Source organism: Stenotrophomonas sp. ZAC14D2_NAIMI4_6 (assembly GCF_003086875.1).
Classification (GTDB): Bacteria; Pseudomonadota; Gammaproteobacteria; order Xanthomonadales; family Xanthomonadaceae; genus Stenotrophomonas.
The window spans coordinates 3,088,506-3,103,975 of sequence record NZ_CP025996.1; the positions used below are offsets into that span (position 1 = coordinate 3,088,506).

Annotated in this window: 15 protein-coding genes and 1 pseudogene; 6 read left to right on the forward strand and 10 right to left on the reverse strand. The window is 69.3% G+C overall.

Features of this window, described 5'->3' with window-relative positions:
* The first annotated feature begins 50 nt into the window (after positions 1-50).
* From C1933_RS14320 to pdeM, 4 genes are read left to right on the forward strand one after another with little or no spacing between them, the layout of a single operon-like run.
* Positions 51-1,049: a ligase-associated DNA damage response exonuclease gene (locus C1933_RS14320; protein WP_108753790.1), complete on the forward strand. Its 999-nt coding sequence runs from the start codon at positions 51-53 to the stop codon at positions 1,047-1,049.
* On the forward strand, positions 1,046-2,653 hold the full coding sequence (locus tag C1933_RS14325; protein ID WP_108753791.1) for an ATP-dependent DNA ligase: 1,608 nt from the start codon (positions 1,046-1,048) through the stop codon (positions 2,651-2,653). Before C1933_RS14320 ends, C1933_RS14325 begins: the two co-directional genes overlap by 4 nt.
* Positions 2,650-5,109, forward strand: a complete 2,460-nt coding sequence (locus C1933_RS14330; RefSeq protein ID WP_108753792.1) for a ligase-associated DNA damage response DEXH box helicase — start codon at positions 2,650-2,652, stop codon at positions 5,107-5,109. The genes C1933_RS14325 and C1933_RS14330 overlap by 4 nt, the downstream gene beginning before the upstream one ends.
* Complete coding sequence (pdeM, locus tag C1933_RS14335) at positions 5,099-5,746, forward strand: ligase-associated DNA damage response endonuclease PdeM (RefSeq protein WP_108753793.1); 648 nt, start codon at positions 5,099-5,101, stop codon at positions 5,744-5,746. Before C1933_RS14330 ends, pdeM begins: the two co-directional genes overlap by 11 nt.
* On the opposite strand, the gene C1933_RS14340 is transcribed toward pdeM, so the two are convergent.
* The 8 genes from C1933_RS14340 to C1933_RS14375 form a co-directional block, all read right to left on the reverse strand.
* Positions 5,743-6,012, reverse strand: a complete 270-nt coding sequence (locus C1933_RS14340) for a hypothetical protein (RefSeq protein ID WP_108753794.1) — start codon at positions 6,010-6,012, stop codon at positions 5,743-5,745. The genes pdeM and C1933_RS14340 overlap by 4 nt on opposite strands.
* A gap of 176 nt (positions 6,013-6,188) precedes the next feature.
* Positions 6,189-7,472, reverse strand: a complete 1,284-nt coding sequence (locus tag C1933_RS14345; RefSeq protein ID WP_108753795.1) for an NAD(P)/FAD-dependent oxidoreductase — start codon at positions 7,470-7,472, stop codon at positions 6,189-6,191.
* Positions 7,473-7,663: 191 nt separating this feature from the next.
* Complete coding sequence (locus C1933_RS14350; RefSeq protein ID WP_005410590.1) at positions 7,664-7,870, reverse strand: cold-shock protein; 207 nt, start codon at positions 7,868-7,870, stop codon at positions 7,664-7,666.
* Positions 7,871-7,957: 87 nt separating this feature from the next.
* Entirely contained in the window at positions 7,958-8,704 is a 747-nt protein-coding gene (locus tag C1933_RS14355; RefSeq protein WP_108750698.1) for an S-methyl-5'-thioinosine phosphorylase, read from the reverse strand.
* A gap of 82 nt (positions 8,705-8,786) precedes the next feature.
* On the reverse strand, positions 8,787-9,341 hold the full coding sequence (locus C1933_RS14360; RefSeq protein WP_108753796.1) for a hypoxanthine-guanine phosphoribosyltransferase: 555 nt from the start codon (positions 9,339-9,341) through the stop codon (positions 8,787-8,789).
* Positions 9,341-10,348 (reverse strand): beta-N-acetylhexosaminidase, encoded by a 1,008-nt coding sequence (gene nagZ, locus C1933_RS14365; RefSeq protein WP_108750700.1) that lies wholly within the window; start codon positions 10,346-10,348, stop codon positions 9,341-9,343. Before nagZ ends, C1933_RS14360 begins: the two co-directional genes overlap by 1 nt.
* 161 nt (positions 10,349-10,509) lie before the next feature.
* On the reverse strand, positions 10,510-11,202 hold the full coding sequence (locus C1933_RS14370) for a DsbA family oxidoreductase (RefSeq protein ID WP_108753797.1): 693 nt from the start codon (positions 11,200-11,202) through the stop codon (positions 10,510-10,512).
* 60 nt (positions 11,203-11,262) lie between these two features.
* Entirely contained in the window at positions 11,263-11,748 is a 486-nt protein-coding gene (locus C1933_RS14375) for a CYTH domain-containing protein (protein ID WP_108753798.1), read from the reverse strand.
* A 90-nt stretch (positions 11,749-11,838) separates the two neighbouring features.
* On the opposite strand from C1933_RS14375, the gene C1933_RS14380 reads away from it, so the two are divergent.
* Positions 11,839-12,462 carry a hypothetical protein gene (locus C1933_RS14380; protein ID WP_108753799.1) on the forward strand — a complete coding sequence of 208 codons (624 nt, stop codon included), beginning with the start codon at positions 11,839-11,841 and terminating at the stop codon, positions 12,460-12,462.
* 58 nt (positions 12,463-12,520) lie between these two features.
* Here C1933_RS14380 and rlmD read toward each other — a convergent pair whose 3' ends face one another.
* Positions 12,521-13,855 (reverse strand): 23S rRNA (uracil(1939)-C(5))-methyltransferase RlmD, encoded by a 1,335-nt coding sequence (rlmD, locus tag C1933_RS14385; RefSeq protein WP_108753800.1) that lies wholly within the window; start codon positions 13,853-13,855, stop codon positions 12,521-12,523.
* A 127-nt stretch (positions 13,856-13,982) separates the two neighbouring features.
* Here rlmD and C1933_RS14390 point away from each other — a divergent pair, with 127 nt between their 5' ends.
* Positions 13,983-14,705 carry a response regulator gene (locus tag C1933_RS14390; RefSeq protein WP_108753801.1) on the forward strand — a complete coding sequence of 241 codons (723 nt, stop codon included), beginning with the start codon at positions 13,983-13,985 and terminating at the stop codon, positions 14,703-14,705.
* A gap of 391 nt (positions 14,706-15,096) precedes the next feature.
* Here the strand turns inward: C1933_RS14390 and C1933_RS14395 are convergent.
* Positions 15,097-15,207, reverse strand: a pseudogene (locus tag C1933_RS14395) (IS110 family transposase); the annotation flags it as partial.
* Positions 15,208-15,470 lie beyond the last annotated feature (263 nt).

A 15,470-nucleotide genomic window follows, 5' to 3' on the forward strand; every position in this document is an offset into this window, starting at 1 on the left:
GTTCAGCGCGGTTCTCACCGCCTGCACGAGCGCCGCGCCAGAGTGGCCACATGAGCGACAACGAAGATCTGGTGGTATTGCGGCCAGAAGGCCTGTACTGCGCCGCCGGCGATTTCCACATCGACCCGTGGCGCCCGGTGCCGCGCGCGGTCATCACCCATGGCCATGGTGACCACGCACGCCCCGGCATGGGCGAGTACCACTGCAGCACCGGCAGCGTGCCGATCCTGCGCTGGCGCTTGGGCGATGTGCCGCTGCACGCGCATGACGAAGGAACGGCCTTCGCGCTGGGCCGGGTGCAGGTATCACTGCACCCGGCGGGGCATGTGCTGGGGTCGACCCAGGTCCGCATCGACGATGGGCGCCAGGTCTGGGTGGCCTCGGGCGATTACAAGCGCCAGCACGATCCCACCTGCACGGCGTTCGAGGTCGTGCCCTGCGATACCTTCATCAGCGAAGCCACCTTCGCCCTGCCGATCTACCGCTGGCCACACACCGCCGACGTGGCCGCCGACATCGTGGCCTGGCGCCGCGAATGCGCCGCGCGCGGGGAAGCGGCGGTGCTGCTGTGCTATGCCCTTGGCAAGGCCCAGCGCGTGCTGGCCGAGCTGCTGCCGCTGGACGATCAGCCGGCGTGGCTGCACGGGGCCATCGCCAATGGCGTGGCGGTCTACCGCCAGGCCGGGGTGGACATGCTGGACACGGTGACCGTGGCCGAACAGGGGCGTACCCCGGATGCGGCCGGGCAGCTGATCCTGGCCCCGCCGTCGGCGGCGGGCACGCCGTGGCTGCGCCGCTTTGGCCGTCACCAGTTGGCGTTCGCGTCGGGCTGGATGCAGCTGCGGGGCAACCGGCGACGGCGCAATGTTGACCGCGGCTTCGTCATTTCCGACCACGCCGACTGGCCGGCGCTGCTGCAGACCATCGAACAGACCGGCGCGCGTCGCATCATCGCCACCCACGGCAACACCGATGCGCTGATTCCCTTCCTGCGCGAGCGCGGCGTGGCCGCCGAGGCCTTCCGCACCGATTTCGGGGCCGAGGAATGAAGGCCTTCGCCGCGCTTTACCAACGCCTGGACCGCAGCACCGCGACGCTGGACAAGCGGGCGGCGCTGGTCGACTACTTCCGCACGGCGCGCCCACGCGATGCCGCCTGGGCGCTGTACCTGCTGAGCGGTGGCAAGGTGGGCGGCGCGCGCCGCAAGGTGGCCGCCAGCGGCGAGCTGCGCCGCTGGATCGCCGAGGCGGCCGCCCTTCCGGCCTGGCTGGTGGAAGACAGCTATGCGCAGGTGGGCGACCTGGCCGAAACGCTGACCCTGCTGCTGGATGACCCGGCAACGCGCGCCCCCGAGCGGGCCCTGGCCGACTGGATCGAACAGCATCTGCTGGCGGTGGCCAACCAGGACGAGGCGGTACGCCACGCCGCCGTGCTGCAGGGCTGGCAGCAACTGCCCGCCGCCGAACGCCTGGTGTTCAACAAGCTGCTGACCGGCGCCCTGCGCGTAGGTGTATCGCAGCGATTGGTGCAGCAGGCGCTGGCCGAATGGTCGGGGTTGGACATCGCCCGCATTGCCCAGCGCATGCTGGGGGAGTGGGTGCCCTCGCCCGCCGCGCTGGCGCAGCTGCTGTCGCCAGACGAGCTGCCGACCGACCGCCAGCAGCCCTACCCGTTCTTTCTGGCCTCGCCGCTGGAAGGCGCACCGGCCGAGCGGCTGGGCGCGCTGGATGACTGGTTGCTGGAATGGAAGTGGGACGGCATCCGCCTGCAGCTGCTGCGCCGCAATGGCGAGGTGGCCCTGTGGTCGCGCGGCGAAGAGCGGCTGGATGGTCGCTTCCCCGAAATCGAACAGGCCGCCGCCGGACTGCCCGATGGCTGCGTGATCGACGGCGAGCTGCTGGCCTGGGACAGCGCCGATGACCTGCCGCGCGCCTTCACTGCCCTGCAGACCCGCATCCAGCGCCGCAAACCCGGTGCCGCCACCCTGCGCAACACGCCGGTGCGCGTGCTGGCCTACGACCTGCTGGAACGTGATGGCCAGGATCTTCGCGAGCTGCCACTGCACGAACGCCGCGCGCAGCTGGCGCAGCTGCTCGATGCACTGGCCGATCCTCGCCTGCAGCTCTCGCCACCGGTGCTCGCCGAGGACTGGGCCGATGCCGCGCGCCTGCGTGACGGTGCCCGCGAACGCGGCGTGGAGGGGCTGATGATCAAGCGCCGCGATTCGGTCTACCAGGCCGGGCGCCGTCGCGGCGACTGGTGGAAATGGAAGATCGAGCCGCTCACCATCGATGCGGTGCTGCTGTACGCGCAGGCCGGCCATGGGCGGCGCAGCACCTTGTACACCGACTACACCTTCGGGGTGTGGGACGGTGACGCGCTGGTACCGGTGGCCAAGGCCTATTCGGGCCTGGACGACAAGGAGATCCTGGCGCTGGACCGCTGGATCCGCGCGCACACCCGCGAGCGCTTCGGCCCGGTGCGCAGCGTCGACGCCGTGCAGGTATTCGAGCTGGGATTCGAAGCGGTGAACCGCAGCAGCCGACACAAGTCGGGCATCGCGGTGCGCTTCCCGCGCATCCTGCGCTGGCGCCACGACAAGCCCGCCGGCGAGGCCGACCAGCTGCACACCCTGCAGGCACTGGCGCGATGACCCGTGCGCAGGCCCTGCAGCGCCTGCAGGCGTGGTTCGCCGCGCGCGGCTGGCGCCCACTGCCGTTCCAGCGCGCGATGTGGCGGCACTACCTGGCGGGCGAATCGGGCCTGCTGCATACGCCCACCGGCAGCGGCAAGACCCTGGCGATGTTCGGCGGGCCGTTGCTGCAGGCCTTGATCGATCCACCACCGGCGCCGGCGCGGGCCAGCGCGGTGCGTCCGCTGCAGGTGCTGTGGGTCACCCCGCTGCGGGCACTGGCCAGCGATACCGCACGCGCACTGCAGACAGTCATCGATGGCATGGGTCTGGGCTGGAAGGTCGGCCTGCGCAGTGGCGATGCCAGCAACCGCGAGCGGCGCCAGGCGCGCGAGGGGCGCGTGGATGTGCTGGTGACCACGCCCGAATCGCTGGCGCTGTTGTTGAGCTATGCCGATACGCTGCCGCGCATGCAGCACCTGCGCTGCGTGGTGGTGGATGAGTGGCATGAACTGCTGGGCAGCAAGCGTGGCGTGCTGTTGCAGCTGAACCTGGCACGGTTGCGCGATGCCAGCCCCGGCCTGCAGCTGTGGGGGCTGTCGGCCACGCTGGGCAACCTGCAGCAGGCGCGGCAGGTGCTGCTGCCCGACCAGCCCGACGCGCCGCTCGTGGAAGGCGCGCGGCAGCGACCGGTGCAGGTGCAGACACTGCTGCCGCCGGCCGGCGAACGGTTTCCGTGGGCCGGCTACCTGGGCCTGGTGCAGTTGCCGCGGGTCCTGCATGCGATCCAGGGCGCACGCAGCACCCTGCTGTTCACCAACACCCGCGCGCAGGCCGAACTGTGGCACCAGGCGCTGGCCGCGGTGTGGCCGGAAGACGCCGACAGCCTGGCCCTGCACCACGGCTCGCTGGACCCGACCCTGCGCCAGCAGGTGGAAGACGGCCTGCGTGCAGGCAGCCTGCGCTGCGTGGTGGCCACCTCCAGCCTGGACCTGGGCGTGGATTTCCCGGAAGTGGACCAGGTGCTGCAGCTGGGCAGCCCCAAGGGCGTGGCGCGCCTGCGCCAGCGCGCCGGCCGCGCACGCCATCGCCCCGGCGCCAGCGGCCGCATCACCTGCATTCCCAGCCATGCGCTGGAAGTGGCCGAATTCGCGGCGGCACGCAACGCGCTGCGCGAGAACGTGGTGGAAGCACGCCGTCCACGGGTCCTGTCGCTGGACGTGCTGGCCCAGCACGCGGTGAGCTGCGCGCTGGCCGGCGGCTTCCAGGCCGATGTGCTGCTGGCCCAGGTACGGCGCACCCACGCCTTTGCCGATCTGACCGATGCACAGTGGCAGGCCGTGCTGGACTTCATCGTGCAGGGCGGCCGGGCGCTGTCGCAGTATCCGGATTTCCACAAGGTGCAGATCGATGACAGCGGCACCTACCGGGTGCCCGATCGCCGCCAGGCCCTGCGCCACCGCTTGTCGATCGGCACCATCAGCAGCGATGGCAGCGTGCGCGTGCAGTTCCTGCGCGGCGGCAGCCTGGGTTCGGTGGAAGAACAGTTCGCAGGGCGCCTGCGCCCGGGCGACCGCTTCCAGTTCGCCGGGCGCCTGCTGGAGCTGGTGCAGCTGCGCGACATGACCGCCTATGTGCGGGTGGCACGTGGCCGCGGCGACGGCAGCGTGCCGCGCTGGCAGGGCGGCCAGCTGCCCTTGTCGATGCCACTGGGGCAAGCCTTGCTCGCAGTGCTCTCCGGAAGTGATGACAGTGCCGAATCAACGTGGCTGGCGCCGCTGCTGGCGCTGCAGGCACGCGTGTCCGCGCGGCCCTCGCCGGCGCAGCTGCTGGTGGAGGACGTGCGCCGCCGCGAGGGCCAGTTCGTGTTCATCTACCCGTTCGCCGGGCGCCACGTGCATGAAGCACTGGCCGCGCTGCTGTCACTGCGCTGCACGCGGCTGCAGCGCAACAGCATTGGCTATGCGGTGAACGATCATGGCCTGGTGCTGGCACCGGCACAGCCGATCACCCTGGATGCGCAGGCGTGGCATGCGTTGTTCACCCGCGACGGGCTGCTGGACGATCTGCGCGCGGCCGTGAACCTGGGCGAGCTGGCACGCCGCCAGTTCCGCGGCATCGCGCGCGTGGCCGGACTGCTGGTGCCCAGCCTGCCCGGCGGCATGCCGCGCTCGCTGCGCCAGTTGCAGGCCTCTGCGGGCCTGCTGCATGACGTGCTGCGCCAGCATGACCCCGAGCACATGCTGCTGGCCCTGGCCGAGCAGGAAGTGCTGCAGGACGCATTGGATCTGCCCGGGCTGCAGCAGGCGCTGGCACGCATTGGCGGTCAGGCGGTGTCGCTGCAGCATCCGGCCTCACTCACGCCGCTGGGTTTTCCGCTGTGGGCCGAGCGCCTGCGCGGCCAGTTCAGCAACGAAGACTGGCGTACCCGCGTGCAACGCGCCGCGCAACAGCTGGAACGCCGCCATGACCACTGAGCTGGCCACGCAGCTGGGCGGGCAGACGCTGCGCCTGCTCGGCGCGCGTGCATTGCTGTGGCCGGCCCGGCAGGCCCTGCTGATTGCCGACCTGCACTTGGGCAAGGCCGATGTGTTCCGCCGCGCCGGCATCGCCTTGCCCGCCGGCGGCACCCTGGGCGACCTGCAACGGCTGCAGGCGCTTGTGCAGCAGCACGCGTGCCGCGAGCTGTGGATCCTGGGCGATATGCTGCATGGCCCGCTGCACCGCACGGCGTGGCTGGCGCAATGGCTGGCCTGGCGCGAACAGCAAGCGGGCCTGGACGTGCATGTGATCCGTGGCAACCACGACCGCCAGCTTGCCGCAGCGGCGCTGCGCGTGCAGCTGCACGATCAGGTGCGACTGGGGGACATCGTGCTGCGCCACGAACCACAACCCGAAGCCGGCGCCTGGGTGATTGCCGGCCACCTGCATCCGCAGATCGCCCTGCCGGCGCTGCGCCGGCGCTTTCCAGCATTCTGGCTGCGCCCGGGAATCACCGTGCTGCCCGCGTTTTCCGCGTTCACCGCGGGCGTCGTGATACAGCCCGCGCGCGACGAACAGCGCATTGCCTGTGTGGAAGGCAGCCTGGTGCCGGTACCGCCCCGCCAGGCTTAGGCCGGGCGGGCCAGCATGTCGGGCATCAATCGAAACGTGGGCTCGCTGTTGCCGACGTGGCGCGGCAGTGCACGCACCGCCGCCAGCATTTCCTGCGCACAGGTGCGGATGTAGCCATGGTGTTCGGCGCCCGCGTGGCTGATCAGGCTACCCACGTGGAATTCAAAGACATCCTCCAGCACGTCGGGCTGGTCTTCGTGCAGCATCTGCAGCAGACCGCGCAGTTTGCAGATTTCCGATTCCAGCTCGTGGACCGCGAACAACATGGCATCCTCCTTCGAACGTGCGGCGCATCCGGGCCGCAGCAGGCCGCGACGGCGCGGCCGCCCGGGCCATGCGCGAAGTTCGATCACGGAGTGTTCGATCACGGAAAGGAAAACGGGCGACGCGGCGTGCGCGTGCACAGCTGTTCTCGCACAACCGGGGTGAGATGTTCGTTAGTTCAGGTGACGGGCACGTTCACGGCAGCGCTGATCGCACTGCTGCTGGCGGCCGCACGCGGCGCTTCGGCCAGCGCGGCAATGAAGCCCGGATCCAGCGGCAGTGCGCCGAACCAGCCGTGCTGGGTGCCGCTGAGCACGCGCAGCATGTGCCCGCGCCCGCCCGGCATGCGCCCCATCGGGCCAAGCAGGACGTCGCGCGCATGCGCCCATAGATCGCCATTGGACTGGAACAGCGGCGTCAGCCAGCGGCTCCAGCGCTGGTACACCGCCACATGCGCACGCCGCTGTGCCTGGTAGGCCTGCAGCGCCGCTTCGCCACGGTGGCTGCGCAGCGCATCGCGCAGCGCCAGTGCATCGATCAGGGCCATGTTCACGCCCTGCCCCAGCTGCGGGCTCATCGAATGTGCGGCATCACCGGCCAGCACCAGGCGGCCATGGTGCCAGCGCTTCATCACCGCATCGCGGTACACCGCGCGTGCCAGCTGGCCGGCATCGACCAGGTGCGCGAAGCGCGCGCTGGCCTGCGGCCACAGGGCATGCAGTTCCTGCAGCCAGGGCGCCATGCCTTCCTGCTGCCAGCGCTCGAAATCATCACGCGGCAGGCTCCAGAAGAAGCTCAGGCGCGGCGTGGCATCACCGGGGCGGGTGCCCACCGGCAGCAGGCCGATCATCTTGCGCGCCGCCACGTAGCGTTGCCGCAGCTCCTGCATGTGCGGCCAGTCTTCGGCTGGCAGCAGGCACCACAGCGCACCCCACGGGTACACCCGGTCCAGCGCGGTGCCACCTTCTACGCTGCCGCGCAGGGTGGATGCCGCACCATCGGCGGCCACCACCAGGTCGAACGGGCCGTGCCAGCGCCCCTGCGCATCGCGTACGCGCCCCTGTGCGCTGTCCACCGCCTCGATGGCGGTGCCCACGTGCAGGTGGCCGGCGCCTTCGCGCGCATCTTCCAGCAACGAGAACAGCGCGCCGCGCTGCATGCCCAGCCCGTGCAGGCGTGCATCCAGACCGGCATAGCCCATGTCCATCACCGCGCGTTCGCAGGGCGTATCGCCGTACAGGCGGTGCACCGGCGCGGCGTGCGCACGCACGGCGTCGAGCAGGCCCATCTGCCACAGCACCTGCAGGCCGCTGGGCTGCAGCAGGAAGCCGGCCCCTACCGGGCCCGGCGTGGGCACGCGTTCGAAGATCTCCACCTCGTGGCCATCACGGGTGAGCAGGATGGCCAATGCCTGGCCAGCGGTGCCGTAGCCGATCACGGCAATGCGCAGTCGTTCCGTCATGCCTGCATTGTGCCCGAGGCGGATTGCCAATGGCGAAGGGAACCCGCAACGGCATCCACGCATGGCGTGGATCTACTGGCCGACGCCGGAGCGCCCGCCGTTCCGTCAGCCACCCGCAATCCCCGCCCGCCGTTGCCCTGCGCAAAAAAAAACCCCGCCGTAGCGGGGTTTTCAACGCACTGTCGAGTGGATCACTCGGCCGGCGTAATGTTCGAAGCCTGGGCACCCTTCGGGCCCTGGGTCACGTCATAGGTGACACGCTGGCCTTCCTGCAGGCTGCGGAAGCCCTTGGAGTTGATGGCGGAGAAGTGCGCGAACACGTCGGCGCTGCCATCCTCCGGCGAGATGAAGCCAAATCCCTTGGCGTCGTTGAACCACTTGACGGTACCGTTCGGCATGTTAATGCGAGACCTTTGCAATGAATGGGTGGTGTACGCTGAACCCGCGTACCGGCTGAGTATGCAAAGCTTGCCCGAGGATGACAATCACCCCCGCGCCAATTCGCCTACCAGTTCCGGAAGTCCGTTGCTGGCGGCCTGCACGTTTGCCAGCACTTCGGCCATGGTGATCTCCTCGCCGTCGCCACAGCCGGCGGCCCAGTTGGCCACGATCGCCAGGCAGGCGTAATCCAGCCCCAGCTCCCGTGCCAGCGCGGCTTCAGGCATGCCGGTCATGCCCACCAGATCGCAGCCATCGCGGCGCATGCGGGCGATTTCGGCAATGGTTTCCAGGCGCGGGCCCTGGGTGGCGCCGTAGCAGCCGCCGTCGTGCACCTTCACCCCGGTCACTTTCGCCGCCGCCAGGATCTTGCTGCGCAGCATCGGCGTGTACGGGTGACCGAAATCGACGTGGACCACGTCGGTGCCGTCTTCTTCGCAGATCGTGCTGATACGACCCCACGTGTAATCGATTACCTGATCCGGACAGGCCAGCACGCGCGGACCGAAATCGTCGCCGATGCCGCCCACCGTGTTCAGCGCCAGCACGCGCTGCGCGCCGATCTGCTGCAGCGCGGCCAGGTTGGCGCGGTAGTTGATCTTGTGCGGCGGCAGCGAATGGCCCTCACCGTGGCGGGCCAGGAAGGCCACGCGGTGGCCCAGCAGGGTGCCGACGCGCACCGGGCCCGACGGACGACCGAAGCGGGTTTCGACCTCGTGGGTCTGCACATCGTCCAGCTTGGCCAGGTTGTAGACACCGGTACCGCCGATCACGGCCAGGGCAATCTGTTGCATGGGAATCACTCCAGAAAAAGACGAACGCCGGCACCCGAGGGCGCCGGCGACAGGGTGGGATCGGCCGCGGACGGCCGTGCCGTCACTCCTTCATGGCATAGATGGCCGGCACGCAGCGCAGGGTCTCGTTCACATCCATGCCGAAGCCGAACACGTAACGGTCCGGCAGCTCGATGCCGGCGTAATCGGCGGTGACGTCCGGCAGCGCGCGGTCGTGCTTCTTCACGGTCATCGCGGCGATGCGCACATCGGTGGCGCCCTGTTCCAGGCACCAGGTGCGCACGCCCTGCAGGGTGTAGCCCTCGTCCAGGATGTCGTCCACCAGCAGCACGCGGCGGCCGAACAGCGAGGTGGCCGGCTTGTGCTTCCAGACCAGGTCGCCGCCGGTGGTTTCACCGCGGTAGCGGGTGGCGTGCAGGTAATCGAACTGCACGTCCTGGCCGCGCGCGCCCAGTTCCAGCGCCAGCTGGCCGGCGAACGGCAGTGCGCCGTGCATGATGGACAGGAACAGCGGCACCTCGCCCTTGTAGTCGCGCGCGATGGCGTCGGCGATGCTGGCAATGGCCTTGTCGATGGTGGGGCGGTCGACCAGCAGGTCAGCCTGGGCCAGGGCCTGGGAAATGGTGAGGTTCGGCATCAGACGGTTCTTCCAAGGGTTTGCAGCAGATGGGATTGGGTGGTGCCATGGCGGGCATCGGCCAGCAGGCCGTCCCAGCCAAGTGCGCCGCGGCCAAGCAGGCCCAGCAGCGCGGCGGTATTCAGTGAACGGCCCTGCACGGCATGCAGGGCTTCATCGACCAGCTCGGGGTGGCAGACCAGCACCACGTCGCAGCCGGCATCCAGGTGGGCATGCACGCGCGCCGGCACGCCACCGGCGCTGTGCGAGGCGGCCATGCCGATGTCATCGGAGAACACCACGCCGCGGAAGCCCAGTTCACCGCGCAGGATGTCCTGGATCCAGCGCGGCGAATAGCCAGCCGGCTCGGGCGCCACCTGCGGGTAGATCACGTGGGCCATCATCACCGCATCGGCACCGGCGGCAATGCCGGCGCCGAACGGCACCAGGTCCTGCGCGCGAAGTTCGTCCAGCGCGCGCGGGTCGATGGCGGTATCGACGTGGGTGTCTTCCAGCACGGTGCCGTGGCCGGGGAAATGCTTGAGCGTGGCGGCCATGCCCACCGCGTGCATGCCGCGCACATAGGCGGCAGTGAAGGCGGCGACCACCTGCGGGTCTTCGCTGAAGGCACGGTTGCCGATGGCGCGGTTGCCACGGGCCAGATCCACCACCGGGGCGAAGCTGAGGTCCAGGCCGCTGGCGCGCACTTCACTGGCCATCAGCCAGGCGTGCTGTTCGGCCAGCGCCAGCGCCTGCTGCGGATCGCGCGCGTAAAGGGCGCCGATGTCCTGCAACGGCGGCAGTTCGCTGTAGCCCTCGCGGAAGCGCTGCACGCGGCCGCCTTCCTGGTCCACGCAGAGCAGCTGCGGGCGCGGTGCGGCGGCGCGGATGGCGGCGGTCAGATCGGTCACCTGCTGGCGCGAGGCGAAGTTGCGCTTGAACAGCACCACCCCGGCCACGGCATCGTGCTGCAGCCAGTCGCGTTCCTGGGCGGTCAGTTCAGTGCCGGCAACGCCGATCAGCAGCATGGGTCGATCTCCACAACAGGCGCCCGCATGGCGCAGTGCCGCATTGTCGCAGAACCGGCCGATGGACGCAGTGTTCGGCGAAATGGGGAGACGGGGTCAGAGCCCCTGCGGGGATCCGACCCCGGAGTCGGATCCCCGCAGGGGCTCTGACCCCGCGCGCGTTACACCGTGCAGCCATCCGGGCCGCAGGCCGCTTCACCCGCAGCGGCCGAGGGGGCGCCCTGCTCGGCGGCGATCTGGCGCAGCGCCTGGGCGAAGGCCTCCGGCGGCTGCGCGCCGGAAATCGCCCAGCGCCCGTCGATCACGAAGGTGGGCACCGAGGAAATGCCCAGCGCCTGTGCGTCGGCCAGCTTGGCCTGCACCTGGGCCAGGCCGCGGTCGGATGCCAGCATCTGTTCGATCTCGGCTGCGGCCAGCCCGCCGGTCTCACCGGCCTTCACCAGTACGGCGGGATCGGCCAGGTTCTGGCCATGCTCGAAGTGGGCGCGGAACAGCGCTTCGCCCACCGCGTCCTGCACGCCGTGTTCGCCGGCCAGCCACAGCAGGCGGTGCGCAGGCAACGTGGTCACCCGCACCTGGCCCTGGCCGAAGTCCATCGGCAGGCCCTCGGCCTGCGCGGTGGACTGGGTCTGGCCCAGGATCTGTTCGGTGCGCTCGGCCCCGCCGAACTTGCGCGCATAAGCCTGGCGCAGCGGGACCGGCGTGGCATCAGCGTCCGGGTCCAGCTGGAACGGCTGCCAATGGATGTCCAAGGCGGGCGCATCGGCGCCCAGCAACTGCACGCCCTGCTGGAAACGATGCTTGCCGATCCAGCACCAGGGGCAGACCACGTCGGAATAGATGTCGATTCTCATACCCCCAAGATGGGGGCCGCCCGCCGCGGCAAAAGGGGGCGCTATCGGCCGATCAGCGCTTCACCACTGTGAATAGGGATGACTGGCCAGCGCGACGTTGTAATAGCGCGCGTCGTCGGTCACTTCCGCGCCCACCCAGTCCGGCAGGTCGATGGCCTGGTCGGCACTGTCCAGTTCCACCTCGGCCACCACCAGGCCGGCGTTGTCGCCCAGGAACTCATCCACTTCCCAGGTCAGCCCGGCGTGTTCGACCAGATGGCGGCGCTTGTCGATCAACCCGCCCACGCACAGCGCCAGCAGGTCGCGGGCATCGTCCACGGGAATGGGGTAATCGAACTCCTGGCGGGTGTGCCCCAGGGTGCGCGACTTCAGGTTCAGCGCCGCCTGTTCGCCTTCGATGCGCACGCGCACCGAGGCGTTCTGGGTGCCGCGATCCAGTGCGCCCATGTCGTTGATATAGCCCTGCGCCATCGGAATGACCCGATGCGCGGCGGTACGCCAACCGTCGCCGGTCACCAGAAACTTGCGTTCGATTTCAATGCCCATGGGCGAAGTATGCGGCCGCCAGCAGCGACCTGCCTACCCGGCGCGCGGCCGCCGCACTACACTGCGCCACCCTGCAAGGATCGCTGAACCATGACACTGTCCCTTTCCACGCTGCGCCCGCTGGCGCTGGCCCTGCTGCTGCCCGCCGGCGCATGCCTGGCCCAGGCCCCTGCACTGCCCACCCTGCAACAGGCGCAGGACGCGATGGATCTGGCGATTGCCGAGCAGATCGCCGCGCGCCCGCGCAGTGACAGCAGCAGCCTGGTCGCGATGGCGTTCCGGCCCACGCTGGAATCGCTGAGCAGCTGCGCGGTGGGCAGCACCGCCGACACCGCCACCTGCATCGTGGTGGGCAGTGCGGGCATGAAATCGGGTGCGCGCCTGCTGCACCTGGCCTGGGTGGATGGCCAATGGACCCTGCCCGATCCGCGCCGCCTGCCGACGCCCGCGCCCAGTCGCGAGGAAGTACAACCGCTGCTGCGCGCGCACCTGGCGACCGTGGCGGCGCGTGAGAGCGATGCCGAGGAGCGGGCGCGCTTCATGCTGGCCGTGCGCGATGCGCAGGTGCTGGAGGTTGCCGACTGCGAAGTGCCCGACGAGCGTGCCGTATTCGAATGTGCGGTCACCGCCCAGGTGGGCGATGAGCAAGGCACCGAAACGCTGGCATTCATCCGCGAGGATGGCCAGTGGCGCAGCGCGCCGGCGCCCCGATAGCCGACGCGCGGCCACCTGCGGCGGCGGGCACCGGGGTATTGCCGGTGCCCGCGCGTTGTCAGCGCTTTTCGAAGACCGCGATGCTTTCCACGTGCGCGGTGTGCGGGAACATGTCCATGGCACCGGCGCTGACCAGGGTGAAGCCCTGTTCGTTGACCAGGTAGCCGGCGTCGCGCGCCAGCGAACCGGGGTGGCAGCTGACATAGACGATGCGCTTGAACTGCTTCAGCGGTAGCTGCTGCAGCACTTCAATCGCGCCCGAGCGCGGCGGGTCCAGCAGCAGCTTGTCGAAGCCCTGGCGCATCCACGGGGTGGCGCGCTGGTCCTGGGTCAGGTCGGCGCTGAAGAACTGTGCGTTGGCCAGGTCGTTGCGCTCGGCGTTTTCGCGGGCGCGCGCGACCAGGCCGGCATCGCCTTCCACGCCCACCACTTCGCGCACCTTGCGGGCCAGCGGCAGGGTGAAATTGCCCAGGCCGCAGAACAGGTCGAGCACGCGTTCGTCAGCACCGGGCTCCAGCAGCTCCAGCGCGCGGGCGATCATCGCCTCGTTCAGCTTGGCGTTGACCTGGATGAAATCCAGCGGGCGGAAGGCCAGTTCCACGTCCCACGGCGCCAGCCGGAAGGACAGCGGCACGCCCTGCCCGTCCAGCGGGTGCACGGTGTCCAGGCCGCCCGGCTGCAGGTAGATGGCAAACCCGTGCTGCTGGCCGAACGCGGCCCAGGCGGCGCGGTCGGCGTCGCTGAGCGGCTGCAGGTGGCGCACGGTCAGGGCAATGGCGTTGTCGCCGCCGATGAACTCGATCTGCGGAATGTCGCGCTTGCCATCCAGGCCTTCGATGAAGGTGGACAGGTCCTGGACCTTGGTGCCGATTTCCGGGATCACGGTCAGGCACTGGCTCAGGTCGGCCACGAAACGCGGATCCTGTTCGCGGAAACCGACCAGGGTCTTGTCCTTCTTTTCCACCCGGCGGACCGAGAAGCGGCCCTTGCGGCGGTAGCCCCAGCTGTCCCCGACCAGCGGCGGCAGCACGGTGCCCGGGGTGACGTGGCCGATGCGCTCCAGGTTGTCCATCAGCACGCGCTGCTTGGCCACGATCTGCTGGCTTTCGTCCAGGTGCTGCAGCACGCAGCCGGCACAGGTGCCGAAGTGCGGGCATTTGGGGGTAACGCGCTGCGGCGAGGCCTGCAGCACTTCCACCGTGCGCGCCTCGTCGAAGTGGCGGCTGCGGGCGGTCTGTTCGGCCATCACCACTTCGCCCGGCAGGGCGCCGCTGATGAAGGTGACCTTGCCGCCTTCGCCTTCACGGCGGGCGACGCCACGACCGTCATGGCTGAGGTCGAGGATTTCGGTCTGGAACGGGGTACGGTCGATGCGGGAACGGGATCGGGCCACGTGGCGACAGGCTGCGGGCAAAAAAGGGCGCACATTGTCGCAGATCCTGGCCGGGCGGGCCGATGGCCGCTTGCACACGCCGCCGCCGTGCATGATGATTGTCCACAGCTGACATGGAGGCAGCCCTATGCAGATGACCCCGCGGACCAGCCGGCCCCGCTTCCTGCTTGTCGAGGACGACATCATCAGCCGCGGTTTTTTCAAAGCGGCGTTGGAAACGTTACCAGCCGATGTGGACACTGCTGACTCACTTGCCAGCGCGCTTGCCCGTGGCGAGCCCGGCACGCATGACCTGTGGCTGATCGACGTGAACCTGCCCGACGGCAATGGCGCCCAGCTGCTGCAGGCGCTGCGCCAGTCGCATCCGGACACCCCGGCCCTGGCTCATACCGCTGACGGCGATGCCTCCATTCACGCCAGCCTGCGCGAGGCCGGCTTCAGCGACACCCTGGTGAAGCCGCTGGGCCGTGATCAACTGCTGAAAGCGGTGCGCCGGGCGCTGGTGAACAGCCCGGGCGCTGCGCCGCTGCCGCCGGCCGCGGTGGAGCTGGCCGTGGAGGACTGGGATGAGACGGCGGCCCTGGCGGCACTGAACGGCCAGCGCAACCACCTGATTGCCCTGCGTGAGCTGTTCCTGGCCGAGCTGCCGGGGGTCCGCGATGCGGTCGAACAGGCGGTGGACCAGCACGACGAGCGCCAGCTGCGCAGCCAGCTGCATCGGCTGCAGGCCAGTTGTGGCTTCGTGGGGGCGGCCCGGCTGGGCCGTGCCGTGCGCCAGCTGCACCACGCGCCCGACTCCGGGCAGGCCCAGGCGGGCTTCCGCGCCGCGGTAGCTTCCCTGCTGCACTGAGGGTGTGGGTGTGTCGGCAGGGCTTGCAGCCCTGCACCTGCCGAATCAACGTCAACGGCCGAAGCAACAGCAACAGCGGGCTATCGGTGGGATGGCGGGATGGTTCCGGTGGCGGGGGACGGCGCAAGTACGTCCATGTAGCCTCGGTCGCGCCATCCATGGCGCTCACGCCCCCGCCACCGGACCCACCCCGCCTTCGACAGTTGGCCGCGATCTGTCGGAACGGCACGGGGTCGGATCCCGTTGCTGCGCAACGGGCTCTGACCCCAGAAACAATTCGGTATCTGACAGAGTGTGTCGACCAAGGTCGACACCTACCAGAGCAAGATGCGGTTCCGACAGATCGCGGGGGACTGTCACCGGTTCCCAGCGGCCAGTAGCAACTGTCTTGTCAGGGGCTGCCGAGGGCCACCTCGGCGTCCCGCTTGCGGGCATTGAGGATCACCAGCATTTTGCGCATGACCGCAACGAGGGCCACCTTGCTCGCCTTACCCTTGGCTTTCGAATCCGGCGTGGGGACCCAAGCTACTTCACGGTCGCAAGACCTGGATCCACACGGTCGCCCACGCCGGGCTCTCGGCACCCAAGGTGCCAGATCGGCAAGAGATAAGATCCACGCCATGCGTGGATGAATCTCAATCGGAATCGAAAGTTTCGAAGATCTACCGTGTCGACCAAGGTCGACACCTACCAGAGCAAGACGCGGTTCCGACAGATCGCGGAGAACTGTCGAAGGCGGGGGGGGGGGGCCGGTTGAGGGGGCGT

Coding starts and splice junctions, on each gene's coding strand:
- C1933_RS14390 (WP_108753801.1), top strand. CDS start 13,983: ATGCAGATGACCCCGCGGACCAGCCGGCCCCGCTTCCTGCTTGTCGAG.
- C1933_RS14325 (WP_108753791.1), top strand. CDS start 1,046: ATGAAGGCCTTCGCCGCGCTTTACCAACGCCTGGACCGCAGCACCGCG.
- C1933_RS14360 (WP_108753796.1), bottom strand. CDS start 9,341: ATGCCGAACCTCACCATTTCCCAGGCCCTGGCCCAGGCTGACCTGCTG.
- C1933_RS14355 (WP_108750698.1), bottom strand. CDS start 8,704: ATGCAACAGATTGCCCTGGCCGTGATCGGCGGTACCGGTGTCTACAAC.
- C1933_RS14370 (WP_108753797.1), bottom strand. CDS start 11,202: ATGAGAATCGACATCTATTCCGACGTGGTCTGCCCCTGGTGCTGGATC.
- C1933_RS14320 (WP_108753790.1), top strand. CDS start 51: ATGAGCGACAACGAAGATCTGGTGGTATTGCGGCCAGAAGGCCTGTAC.
- pdeM (WP_108753793.1), top strand. CDS start 5,099: ATGACCACTGAGCTGGCCACGCAGCTGGGCGGGCAGACGCTGCGCCTG.
- C1933_RS14350 (WP_005410590.1), bottom strand. CDS start 7,870: ATGCCGAACGGTACCGTCAAGTGGTTCAACGACGCCAAGGGATTTGGC.
- C1933_RS14330 (WP_108753792.1), top strand. CDS start 2,650: ATGACCCGTGCGCAGGCCCTGCAGCGCCTGCAGGCGTGGTTCGCCGCG.
- C1933_RS14380 (WP_108753799.1), top strand. CDS start 11,839: ATGACACTGTCCCTTTCCACGCTGCGCCCGCTGGCGCTGGCCCTGCTG.
- C1933_RS14340 (WP_108753794.1), bottom strand. CDS start 6,012: ATGTTGTTCGCGGTCCACGAGCTGGAATCGGAAATCTGCAAACTGCGC.
- nagZ (WP_108750700.1), bottom strand. CDS start 10,348: ATGCTGCTGATCGGCGTTGCCGGCACTGAACTGACCGCCCAGGAACGC.
- C1933_RS14375 (WP_108753798.1), bottom strand. CDS start 11,748: ATGGGCATTGAAATCGAACGCAAGTTTCTGGTGACCGGCGACGGTTGG.
- C1933_RS14345 (WP_108753795.1), bottom strand. CDS start 7,472: ATGACGGAACGACTGCGCATTGCCGTGATCGGCTACGGCACCGCTGGC.